Raw genomic sequence first — 11,206 nt, 5'->3', positions numbered from 1 at the left:
CGAGACGCCGCCGAACGCACGATAGAGGCAACATGGCGCAGGATCGGTAAGCTGCTCGACCGCTTCACCCCGCAGGAATGTGCGAATTACCTTGTCAACTCAGGATACGCTTCAACCTGATCTCATCTTGCTCTAGAGCATAATCCTAAAAAACTGCGATGTATTTGATAAGCGCTAAGGGCAGCGACCGGCCCGAGGGTGGGTGCTGGAAGCGCCCGCCCTGGGGGGCGGGTCGGGCGCTGCCCGGTGGTGCCCACCGGGCGGGATGGGTGGATATAACGTTACAGGTTCTAAGGCGATGCTCTAAACCGGTGGTGCCCACCGGGCGTTTGCTTGGAACTTCATACTATCCACCACACACCGGGCAGTCGGTGCGCTTTTTCAGCTTGATTTTCCTGGTCTCGGCATAAAGCCCGTCGTAGATCAGCATTTGGCCCGTTAGGCCCTGACCAGCGCCAGTGATTTCCTTGATCGCCTCAACCGCCATCATCGTTCCAAGAACACCGGGCAGGGGGCCAAGCACGCCGGCCTCGGCACAAGAAGGCGCTAGGCTGGGGTCGGGGGGCTTGGGGAAAATGCACTGATAGCAAGGGCCGACGGTGGCGTTATAGGTGCTGATCTGGCCTTCCCATTGAGTCAGGGCGGCAGCGATCAGGGGTTTGCCAAGCGCGACGCAGGTTCGGTTGACCAGATACCGGGTGTCGAAGTTGTCGGTGCCGTCCAGCACGATGTCATACTCGGCGATCAGGTCTTGGGCGATATCCTCGGTCAGGCGGCGGTTGTAGGGGCGGACGGTCGTATAGGGGTTCTGGGCCTTCATCGCGGTTTCGGCCGAAAAGACCTTGGGCATGCCGATACCGGCGTCCCGGTGGATGATCTGGCGCTGCAGGTTGGTGTTTTCGACCGTGTCGTCGTCGATCAAGCCGATGGTGCCGACGCCCGCTGCGGACAGATACATCAGCGCGGGCGCGCCCAGACCACCGGCGCCGATGACCAGCACCTTGGCCTCTTTCAGCTGTTTCTGACCCAGCCCGCCGATTTCGCGCAGCACGATGTGGCGGGCATAGCGTTCCAGTTCGACCTCGGCGAAAAGCTCGGTGCGTGGGGGTGGATCGGCGCTGACCGGGTTGGTGCGCGCGCGGATCCACATCAGGCCGCGACGATAGAGCAGGGCGACACCGACAAAGCCGCCAAGCAGCAGCCAGAGCTGGGGTGAGCCGCCCGTGCCTTCGCGGATCGGGTGACCATCGGGCAGCGCGATTTGCAGGGCCATGACTCCGGTGAAGAGAAGCCCGATCATGATCCAGCGCGCCTGATGCGGCGTTTTCATCAGCGCGCCGATGCCCCAAAGCACGCCTGCCATGACGAAGACAAAGATCATGCGCGCCCCGTTGATCCGAAGCCGCCCTGGCCGCGGTCGGTGTCTGATAGGTGGTCGGCGGCGGTGAACCGGGCCTGTATCACGGGTGCAATGACCATCTGCGCGATGCGGTCGCCGTGGGCGACTGTGAAAGGTTGATCGCCCAGGTTCATCAGGATCACACCTAGCGGGCCGCGGTAGTCGCTGTCGATGGTGCCGGGCGTGTTGGGCAGGGTGAGCCCATGTTTCAGAGCCAGGCCCGAGCGGGGTCTGATCTGCACCTCATACCCCGGTGGGATTTCGATGTGCAGGCCGGTGGGGATCAATGCGCGCGCCATGGGGGGCAGGGTGATGCCCTGGGCGCGCTGGTCAGGCGGCAAGTTGGCACGGATGTCGGCACCTGCGGCACCCGGTGTTTCGTAGGTGGGCAGGGGGATGGTCTGGTCGGCGTGCTCGGTCCAGATGTATCGGATGATGGGTGTAGTCATGCGGTCAGGGCCTGAGCGATACGGTCGGCCAGCTTGCGTGCGACGGCGGTTTTGTCCATGCGCGGCCAGTCCTCGGGGCCCTGATCGGTGATCAGGGTGACGTCGTTTTCCGACCCGCCCATGATGCCCGTTTCGGGGCTGACGTCATTGGCGACGATCCAGTCGCACCCCTTGCGTTGACGCTTGGTCGTGGCGTTTTCGATGACGTTGTCGGTTTCGGCGGCAAAGCCGATGACAAGGGGCGGGCGGGTGTCGGTCATTTGTGCGACCTTGGCCAGGATATCGGGGTTTTCGGTGAAGCTGAGCGTTGGCAGGGTGCCGGAGCCATCTTTTTTGATCTTGCTGGCGCTGGCGTCGGTGACACGCCAGTCGGCGACGGCGGCGGTGAAGATGGCGGCGTCTGCGGGTAGGGCGTTTAGGGTGGCGTCGTACATCTGCTGCGCGGTCTCGACCCGGATGACCTGGGCGCCGGTGGGCGGGGACGTGTCGGCGGGGCCGGTGATGAAGGTGATGCGCGCTCCCAGGGTCAGAAGCGCCCGGGCGATGGCGGTGCCCTGCGCCCCGGACGAGCGGTTGGCAATATAGCGCACCGGGTCGATGGGTTCATGCGTGGGGCCCGAGGTGACGAGGATATGCTTGCCCTTCAGCGGGCCATCGGTCAGCGCGGCCTCAATCGCCGTGACGATTTCCAGTGGTTCGGACATGCGGCCGGGTCCGTATTCACCGCAGGCCATATCGCCTTTGTTGGGGCCGACGGTCAGGATGCCGTCGCCGGTCAGAGTGGCCAGATTGCGCTGCGTTGCGGGGTGATCCCACATGCGGACGTTCATGGCGGGCGCGATCAAGACGCGTTTGTCGGTGGCCATCAATAGGGTTGAGGCCAGATCATTCGCGTGCCCGCCCGCCATCTTGGCCATCAGATCAGCGGTGGCGGGGGCGACGACGACCAGATCGGCGGCGCGGGACAGTTCGATATGGCCCATCTCGGCCTCGTCTGTCAGATCGAAGAGGTCGCGATAAACCTTCTGCCCGGCCAGAGCTGACACGCTGAGGGGGGTGACGAATTCTTCGCCCGCGCGGGTCAGAACGGGGGTCACGGCCGCGCCGCGTTCGCGCAGGCGACGGATCAGGTCGAGCGATTTGAACGCCGCAATCCCGCCGCCGATGATCAGAAGAATGTCTTTTCCTGCCAGCATTTGTGGTGCTCCGATAGGGTCAGTGCAGGTTTAGGCAGGTCGAGGGGGCTGCGCAAGTCTGCTTGGGGTTTGCTTATGAGGTCCCGGATCAAGTCCGGGACTGCGCAGCATGACAAATTGAGGCGGGCCGGCGATGGCCCGGCGCCTGCGGCGCGCTTACGGACCAATTTGCGCAGTGGCACGTCGGCACTTTAAACTTTCCACCGATTTTTATCGGAAGTTCAGGCATGGATCGGGGCGGTCAACGGGGTCGGTGATCAGCCACAGATCATAGGGTGGCGTATCTTCTGGGTGTGCTTCCAGCTGGCCAATCGATAACACGGTGACATTTGGCCGGGCGGATTGGATTTTCGCAGGCACGGCCCAGTCGGTGCGCGCATGTCCGTTGCCGGTGATCACAACGACGGGTCCGCCGGTTTCGTCCAGCGCTTGCAGAGTGGTGCGGGAGAAGGCGGCGTCGCGCAGGCGTTGTGCCTCGACCATGCCGGGCAGCATCTCACGTGGCAGGGCGTCGCAATGGGCGGTGAACTGCAATTCTTCGCGCGTGGCTTGCTGATCTTCGGGCAGGGGGTCCAGCAGAAAGGCCGCCGCGTTATCGCCGAACACTACCGCCGCGGTTTCCTGCATGGCGGACATCAGGTCATCGCGCCCCACAGCTGCGCCGTAGACCGTGGCATCAGGGGCGGCGGTAAAAATCGAGTGATACATAGCAAAATCGGGCCAACCAGACTGATCCCAAGCCAGAGTGTCCGCCATCAGGGTCTGATCCATTCGATCAATATTGCGTATCGCATCGGCCTGACCCGGCGTCAGCATTTCAAAAACCAGTGCCTTTGGGGTGATTGCGCCAACGGCCTGCGCCTGATTGACGTGATGGTGCGGGTTATCGTGGATTTCGCCAATGATATAAATGTCGGCGACTGGAAGTTTATCAAGATTGTCCGTGCCGATCAGCTCGGCACGGACGGGACTCGTTACGTTTATGATACTGGTTACAATGAAAACGGTGGCAATCGCCCGAGTTAGCCTAGAAATTCCAGAACCTCACGCGATTGAGTTTCAAGACTTTTGCGCATTTTGGCAAAGGCTGCGGCTTCAAGCTGACGAACACGCTCTTTCGAAAGACCCAGTTCCTGCCCCAGACTTTCCAGTGTGCGGGGGGCTTCACGCAGCTTGCGTTCACGTACGATGAATTGTTCGCGTTGGTTCAGCCCCGACATCGCGTCGACGAGCCAGTTGCGCAGAGTTTCCGTGTCATGCTGATGCTGGATCGTTTCAGCGGCTTGTTGACTGTCGTCTTCAAGCGTATCGATCCATTCACGACCTTCTTCTTCCGTTGATTGGGTCGCGTTCAGGGAATAATCCGATCCCGCCAGACGACCCTCCATCATTTCAACGTCGTGCAGGGGGACGCCGACCTCGGTCGCGATCATCTGGCGCAGTTGGTGCCGATCCAGCGTTTCGCCAGCGGCGGCGGCTTCACGTTCCAGACGCGCCTGTACGCGGCGCATGTTAAAGAATAGTGATTTTTGTGAGCTGGTCGATCCGGTGCGAACCATGGACCAATTGCGCATTACGTAATCCTGGATCGACGCTTTGATCCACCAGACAGCATAGGTTGAAAAGCGCACGCCGCGGTCTGGGTCGAATTTATCTGCGGCTTTCATCAGGCCAAGCCCGGCTTCCTGGATAAGGTCGTTCATCGGGGCGCCATAGCGTTTAAATTTGGCAGCCATTGATATGGCAAGGCGCATGTAAGCTGTTACAAGACGGTGCAGTGCGGCTTCGTCGCGCCGATCCCGCCAAGCATAGGCCAGTTCAAGTTCGGTTTCCGCGTCAAGAAGCTCGGCCTTCATGGCGCGCCGCGAGAGTGATTGATCAGAATATGCATCAAGTGGCATTTTGGACCCCCCGGTCTATACCCACAGTTGGGTTTGTGCTTCCATGTCATTCGGTGTTACGGAACGTTACCTGGATTGGATCACAAAAAGTTTGGAAAAAATGGTCTTGCCGGAAATTTCTTTGGTTCTAGGGGCGGCGGCCTCGGGTAAGTCGACCTTTGCCGAGCGTCTTGTTCGCGGAACGGGCGCGCCAAGGGTCTATATCGCGACGGCGCAGGTTTTCGATGACGAGATGCAGCGTAAGATTGATCGGCACCGCGACATGCGGGGGCAGGGTTGGCGCACAATCGAAGAGCCGTTGCATGTTGTGTCAGTCTTAGGCGACGCCACTGCGGGCGAGGTCATATTGCTGGATTGCGCAACGCTTTGGCTGAGCAATCACCTGTTGGCCGAAAATGATCTGGTTGAGGCCCGTAATGTGCTGCTGCACGCGCTTGAGGTCTGTCCGGCGCGCGTCGTTGTCGTTTCAAATGAAGTCGGGGCGGGAATCGTGCCGGATACCCCGCTGGGTCGTCGTTTTCGCGAAGCGCAGGGGCAGTTGAACCAGCGATTGGCGGAAAAAGCTGATCTGGTGGTCGCTGTTATGGCGGGGTTGCCAATAGTGCTGAAGGGCGAATTGCCTTGACGCGGTTGTCTTTGGTACGTCACGGGCCGACACATGCGAAAACGATGGTTGGGTGGAGTGATCTGCCCGCGGACCTGTCGGATACGGGTCAGGTGGCCCGGTTGGCGGCGTATTTGCCCGACGATGCTGTTATTGTGTCTTCGGATTTGACGCGTGCTGTTCAAACCGCTGATGCGATTGCGGGTAAGCGTCGACGCTTGGCGCATGATTGTGATTTGCGAGAGATGCATTTCGGGGCTTGGGAGCTGCGCAGTTTTTCTCAGATTGAGGCCGAAGACCCCGAACGCATCCGCGCCTTTTGGGATCATCCGGGCGATGTACGGCCCCCCGGTGGCGAAAGTTGGGATGATATCAGCCAGCGTGCGACGCGTGCGGTGGACGGTTTGCTGCAATCGGGGGTTAGCCACGTTATCATCGTGGCCCATTTCGGGACAATCCTGACTCAGCTGCAGCGGGCGTTGGGGATCACGGCCTATGAAGCCTTTGGCCACCGCATCGATAATCTGTCTGTGACCGAGCTTTCGGTAAATGGTGATGATTGGAGCGTTCAGCGGATCAATCACCGTCCGTGATGGTTCCGTGCACAATTCGTTACTTTTCAGTCAGCCGGTATCTGCTAGGCTTGGGGCATGACATATGACATCGCCCTTGGGGACCGCAGTTATTCATCCTGGTCGTTGCGCGGCTGGTTGCTGTTTAAAAAATTCGGCCTGACCTGCACGCCGCATTTTGCGACACTTTACACGGATGAATTCCCGAAACTGCTTGAAGGTTTCGCGCCAGCCAAAACGGTGCCTGCGGTTCGATTTCCGGATGGAACTGTGGTCGCCGATTCCCTTGCGATTGCCGAAGAATTGGCCAGCCGTCACCCTGATGCTGGGCACTGGCCGTCTGATCCGGTGGCGCGGGCTACTGCGCGGGCTTTGGCGGCGGAAATGCATTCGGGGTTTTCCGCATTGCGGTCTGAATGCCCGATGAATTTGCGTAAATGTTATGTGGATTTCCCGGTATCCGATGCCGTGCATGCCGATCTGGATCGTCTGGATCAAATCTGGGCGCATTCGCGTCAGATCACGGGCAGCGCGGGGCCGTGGCTTTGTGGGCGCTACTCAGTTGCAGATGCCTTTTTCGCGCCGGTGGCCGCACGGATTACGGGGTATGGGCTACCGGTCAGTCGCGCGGCGCAGGATTATGTTGATGCGCAAATGACCGATCCTGCGTTTGCCCGCTGGCGCCAGGCGGCACTGGTCGAGGGGCCGGATCAGGCGGCCTATGCGATGGAGTATTCAACAAAACCCTGGCCATATTAACCAATCCGAAAGACTGCGTAGTCTAGCGGTTAACCAAGTTTTAGCTTGGAGAGATCGCATGGTTGCGCTGGCCTACACGGTGGCATTCGAAGGGGTTGAGGCGCGACTGGTTGAAGTTCAGTGCGCGGTGACGCCGGGTTTGCCCGCGTTTTCGATTGTCGGCCTGCCCGACAAGGCCGTGTCCGAGGCGCGCGAACGGGTGCGCGCGGCGATGTCGGCCCTGGGCATCGCGCTGCCATCCAAGCGGATCACCGTTAATCTGTCACCCGCCGATTTGCCGAAAGAGGGATCGCATTTTGATCTGCCGATTGCGATGGCTTTGCTGGCAGCACTTGAAGTTATCCCTTTGGATGAGGTCGAAGGATCGGTTGCACTGGGCGAGTTGTCTTTGGATGGGACGCTTGTGCCGGTTGTGGGCGCATTGCCGTCGGCCATGGCCGCGGCCGAGGATGACAGAACACTGGTTTGTCCCAAGGCCTGCGGGGCCGAAGCCGCTTGGGTCGGTGCAACACCTGTTATCGCACCTGCTAGCCTTTCCGAAGTTGTGCGGCATTTCACAGGTCAAAGTGTTTTGTCGCCAGCCAAACCGGGCGAGGTTGAACTGACAACGGGATCGCGCGATCTGCGCGACGTCAAGGGGCAGGAACGCGCCAAGCGCGCGCTTGAAATCGCAGCGGCTGGTCGCCATCACATGTTGATGGTCGGCACGCCTGGATCGGGTAAATCCATGTTGGCGGCGCGCCTCCCCGGCATTCTGCCGCCTTTGACCGCGGCCGAGGCACTGGAAACCTCGATGATTCATTCGTTGTCGGGGCTTTTGAACGACGGTGGTATCTCACGCGCGCGACCATTTCGTGAACCGCATCATACGGCGTCGATGGCGGCCCTGGTCGGCGGTGGGCGCGGTGCAAAGCCGGGCGAGATTTCTTTGGCCCATAACGGCGTTTTGTTCATGGATGAATTCCCGGAGTTCCCGCGAACGGTTCTGGAAACGCTGCGGCAGCCTATCGAAACGGGCGAAGTCGTTGTCGCCCGTGCCAACGCGCATGTGCGCTATCCCTGCCGTTTCATGCTAATGGCCGCGGCGAACCCCTGCAAATGCGGGTATCTGCCCGACGCCAACCGGGCCTGCAGCCGCGCGCCGATCTGCGGCGAAGACTACATGGGGCGCATCTCGGGTCCGTTGATGGACCGCTTTGATCTGCGGGTTGAGGTACCCCCGGTCGATTTTCAGGATCTGGATTTATCCGATGCGGGCGAAAGGTCTTCCGATGTGGCGGGCCGTGTTGCTGCCGCGCGCGATATCCAGTCAGACCGATTTTCGGAACAACCCCAAATGCGGGTGAATGCCGACGCCGAAGGCAACATTCTGGAAGAAATTGCAGCCCCTGACCGCGAGGGGCGCGATGTGTTGTTGAAAGCCGCCGAACGCTTTGGTTTGTCGGCCCGCGGGTATCACCGCATTCTGCGTGTGGCCCGCACCATTGCCGATCTGGCCGGGTCAGAAGGCGTCAGGCAGCCGCATATCGCCGAGGCGCTGAGTTTTCGGCTGACGCTGTCGGGGAACTAAATGCGACTAAGTCAAAACGGCGCTTTCGACGTAAATTTCATCCCCTTGCCGCCGTCTGGGTGCTTCAGTTGTAGCGTCTCTGAATGCAGCATTAACCGGGGATAGCCGCGCGCCGGGCCTTCGGCATAAAACGGGTCGCCAAGTATCGGGTGGCCGATCGCCTGGCAATGAACCCTTAGCTGATGTGACCGCCCGGTTTTTGGCATCAATTTCAGGCGCGTTTCCGTGTCGCCCAGTTTCAGCACCCGCCATTCCGTCACTGCAGGCTTGCCGTTTTCATGATCAACCATTTGCCGTGGGCGGTTGGGCCAGTCGACGATCAAGGGCAGGTCGATCGTGCCTGTTTTACCCTCAACCTGTCCCCAAACCCTGGCGATATAAGTCTTTTTCACATGGCGCTTTTCGAATTGTAGCCCAAGATGGCGCTGCGCATGTGGGGTCAAACCAAAGACCATCACACCAGATGTATCCCGGTCCAACCGGTGCACCAACAGCGCCTGCGGAAAGGCTTTTTGCACACGGGCCAACAGACAATCGGCCAGATGTTCCCCCTTACCCGGCACTGACAAAAGCCCCGCCGGTTTATTGACGATCAACAGTTCGTGGTCGTCATGTATGATATCCAGCGGGCCCTGTGGGGGATTATAGGCGTCATCCATGCCGGTCTGATACGTATGTGCTGGCGGGAAGGTCCATCTTACTGATCGCGCTGAGGTAATCCATCAGCGATGTCATAATAGTCACCTTTATCAGACACATAGATGTGCTTTTCCAAACGAAGTCCCGTTGGACTGTCCAGTGATCCAAGCGAAAAACTGATTGTGTCTTCGGAATATGCTTTCCAGAACAGGAACGACCCGCATTTGGCGCAGAACCCGCGTTTTGCGATATCAGAGGCTTCGTACCAAGCGACGGGTCCGTCGATTTGGATATCGGTTTCTTCAATAACAGCCGAGGCCCAGACGTGCCCCGACTGACGTCGGCACTGACCGCAGTGACAGACGGACAACCCGCGTGGAGTGCCGGTCACACGATACGTAATGTCGCCGCAAAGACAGCTTCCTTTTTGCATGTTAACCTCTTTTATCATGTCGCATTCTGAAAGATATCGGCCAGAATGCGGGACAGCGCGTCAGCATCTTTTTGGGTAAAGGCGTCGGGTCGGTCACTGTCGATATCGAAAACGCCCAGCAGGTCACCTTTGCCGTTCCACACCGGCAGAACCAGTTCCGAACGCGTGCTGCTGGAACAGGCGATGTGTCCAGGAAAGGCCTCGACATCGGCAACCAGTTGCACCTGCCCGGTGCGTGCCGCAGCGCCACAGACGCCGCGGGAAAAGGGGATCACAAGGCACCCATGCCCCCCCTGATAGGGGCCGATCTTTAGAGTGTCATTGCCGGTATTGCGATAAAATCCCGTCCAGTCGAAACGGTCGTCGGAATGGTGCACCTCGCACGTGACGGTGGCCATCAGGGCGACCGTATCGGTTTCGCCATCGGTCAGGCTGGCGATTGTTTTGGTCAGGTGATCGTAGTCGGGCATCAGGGACGCTCAATCGCGATAGCGGTGCCTTCACCGCCGCCGATGCAAATGGTGGCGATGCCGCGTTTCAGGTTTCGCTTTTCCAATGCGTTCAGCAATGTCACCATGATGCGCGCGCCCGATGCGCCGATGGGATGACCCAGGGCGCACGCTCCGCCGTTCACGTTGACCTTGTCGCGGGGCAGGTTGAGCTCTTGCATGAAGGCCATGGGCACGACGGCGAAGGCTTCGTTTACTTCCCACAGATCGACGTCATCCGTTGTCCAGCCCAGCTTTTCCAGCAGTTTTTGCGCGGCGGGGACGGGGGCCGTTGTGAACCAGCCGGGTGCCTGGGCGTGGCTGGCGTGCCCAAGAATACGCGCCCGTACGGGCAGATCATTGGCCGCGCAGGTATCGGCATCTGCCAGCACAAGCGCCGCGGCCCCGTCCGAGATGGATGAACTGTTGGCGGCCGTTACAGTTCCCCCATCGCGAAACGCAGGCTTAAGCTGAGGTATTTTTTCGGGCCGCGCCGTGCCGGGTTGTTCGTCTTCGGTGACTATCACGTCACCGCGGCGGGTTTTCAGGGTTACGGATGTGATTTCGTCCTGAAAAGCACCTGATTTCTGCGCCTCAAGCGCGTTTGACAGCGATTTCAGCGCATATTCGTCCTGCGCATCCCGTGTGAACTGAAATGCCTCGGCGCAGTCTTCGGCAAAAGTGCCCATCAGGCGGCCCTTGTCATAGGCATCTTCCAGCCCGTCCAGAAACATCGAATCCTGCACCTGCTGATGCCCGATCCGGGCGCCGCCACGCATTTTAGGCAGCAGATAGGGGGCGTTGGTCATGCTTTCCATTCCACCCGCAACCATGGTTTGGGCGTGACCCAATGCGATCTGGTCAAAGGCCATCATGGCGGCTTTCATCCCCGATCCGCACATCTTGTTCAGCGTTGTGGCCGGGACGTCTTCGCCCAGACCTGCCGCAAAACCGGCCTGACGGGCAGGCGCCTGACCCTGACCTGCGGGCAGGACACAGCCCATCAGAAGCTCATCCACTGTTTTCAGCGTGGCCTGATCCATCGCCGCCTGTATCGCCGCGCCGCCCAGGGTGGGGGCATCGACCGTCGAAAATGCACCCTGAAATCCGGCCATCGGGGTTCGGGACGCCCCGGCGATCATTACGTCTTTCATAAAATCCCTCCGATTTTATCGGTCTTGCATACCGAATGGTAA

General features: G+C 59.8%; 13 protein-coding genes. 4 read left to right on the top strand and 9 right to left on the bottom strand.

Annotated features, from left to right (window positions below):
• Positions 1–346: 346 nt before the first annotated feature.
• The 5 genes from H7848_RS14220 to H7848_RS14200 form a co-directional block, all read right to left on the bottom strand.
• Positions 347–1,381, bottom strand: a complete 1,035-nt coding sequence (locus H7848_RS14220; protein ID WP_208352716.1) for a HesA/MoeB/ThiF family protein — start codon at positions 1,379–1,381, stop codon at positions 347–349.
• A complete protein-coding gene (gene dut / locus H7848_RS14215; RefSeq protein ID WP_208352715.1) occupies positions 1,378–1,848 on the bottom strand; it encodes a dUTP diphosphatase in 471 nt (156 codons plus the stop codon). Before dut ends, H7848_RS14220 begins: the two co-directional genes overlap by 4 nt.
• Positions 1,845–3,044 (bottom strand): bifunctional phosphopantothenoylcysteine decarboxylase/phosphopantothenate--cysteine ligase CoaBC, encoded by a 1,200-nt coding sequence (gene coaBC, locus H7848_RS14210; RefSeq protein WP_208352714.1) that lies wholly within the window; start codon positions 3,042–3,044, stop codon positions 1,845–1,847. Before coaBC ends, dut begins: the two co-directional genes overlap by 4 nt.
• A gap of 210 nt (positions 3,045–3,254) precedes the next feature.
• On the bottom strand, positions 3,255–3,938 hold the full coding sequence (locus tag H7848_RS14205) for a ChaN family lipoprotein (RefSeq protein WP_336512109.1): 684 nt from the start codon (positions 3,936–3,938) through the stop codon (positions 3,255–3,257).
• A gap of 128 nt (positions 3,939–4,066) precedes the next feature.
• A complete protein-coding gene (locus tag H7848_RS14200) occupies positions 4,067–4,945 on the bottom strand; it encodes an RNA polymerase factor sigma-32 (protein ID WP_208352713.1) in 879 nt (292 codons plus the stop codon).
• Positions 4,946–5,045: 100 nt separating this feature from the next.
• Here H7848_RS14200 and cobU point away from each other — a divergent pair, with 100 nt between their 5' ends.
• Genes cobU through H7848_RS14180 form a run of 4 tightly spaced genes read left to right on the top strand, consistent with a single transcriptional unit; the run spans position 5,046 to position 8,450 of the window.
• Positions 5,046–5,570 carry a bifunctional adenosylcobinamide kinase/adenosylcobinamide-phosphate guanylyltransferase gene (gene cobU / locus H7848_RS14195; protein WP_208352725.1) on the top strand — a complete coding sequence of 175 codons (525 nt, stop codon included), beginning with the start codon at positions 5,046–5,048 and terminating at the stop codon, positions 5,568–5,570.
• Positions 5,571–5,614: 44 nt separating this feature from the next.
• Positions 5,615–6,142 (top strand): histidine phosphatase family protein, encoded by a 528-nt coding sequence (locus H7848_RS14190; RefSeq protein WP_237072748.1) that lies wholly within the window; start codon positions 5,615–5,617, stop codon positions 6,140–6,142.
• A 57-nt stretch (positions 6,143–6,199) separates the two neighbouring features.
• Positions 6,200–6,880, top strand: coding sequence for a glutathione S-transferase (locus tag H7848_RS14185; protein ID WP_208352711.1), 681 nt, complete (start codon positions 6,200–6,202; stop codon positions 6,878–6,880).
• Between the two features lie 58 nt (positions 6,881–6,938).
• The gene (locus H7848_RS14180) at positions 6,939–8,450 is read left to right on the top strand and encodes a YifB family Mg chelatase-like AAA ATPase (protein WP_208352710.1); all 1,512 of its coding nucleotides are present in this window, start codon (positions 6,939–6,941) and stop codon (positions 8,448–8,450) included.
• 11 nt (positions 8,451–8,461) lie between these two features.
• Here H7848_RS14180 and H7848_RS14175 read toward each other — a convergent pair whose 3' ends face one another.
• The 4 genes from H7848_RS14175 to H7848_RS14160 are packed head-to-tail and all read right to left on the bottom strand — an operon-like array spanning position 8,462 to position 11,164.
• On the bottom strand, positions 8,462–9,109 hold the full coding sequence (locus H7848_RS14175) for an RluA family pseudouridine synthase (RefSeq protein ID WP_208352709.1): 648 nt from the start codon (positions 9,107–9,109) through the stop codon (positions 8,462–8,464).
• A 38-nt stretch (positions 9,110–9,147) separates the two neighbouring features.
• On the bottom strand, positions 9,148–9,522 hold the full coding sequence (locus H7848_RS14170; RefSeq protein WP_208352708.1) for a GFA family protein: 375 nt from the start codon (positions 9,520–9,522) through the stop codon (positions 9,148–9,150).
• Between the two features lie 14 nt (positions 9,523–9,536).
• Positions 9,537–9,992: a GAF domain-containing protein gene (locus H7848_RS14165; protein WP_419555513.1), complete on the bottom strand. Its 456-nt coding sequence runs from the start codon at positions 9,990–9,992 to the stop codon at positions 9,537–9,539.
• A complete protein-coding gene (locus tag H7848_RS14160) occupies positions 9,992–11,164 on the bottom strand; it encodes an acetyl-CoA C-acyltransferase (RefSeq protein ID WP_208352707.1) in 1,173 nt (390 codons plus the stop codon). Before H7848_RS14160 ends, H7848_RS14165 begins: the two co-directional genes overlap by 1 nt.
• Positions 11,165–11,206: the final 42 nt, after the last annotated feature.

Origin of the sequence: Pseudaestuariivita rosea (assembly GCF_017592335.1) — a bacterium.
Taxonomy (GTDB): Bacteria; Pseudomonadota; Alphaproteobacteria; order Rhodobacterales; family Rhodobacteraceae; genus Parasulfitobacter; species Parasulfitobacter rosea.
The sequence above is the reverse complement of the archived record's forward strand: the minus strand, read 5'-3'. Positions and strand labels throughout refer to the sequence as shown.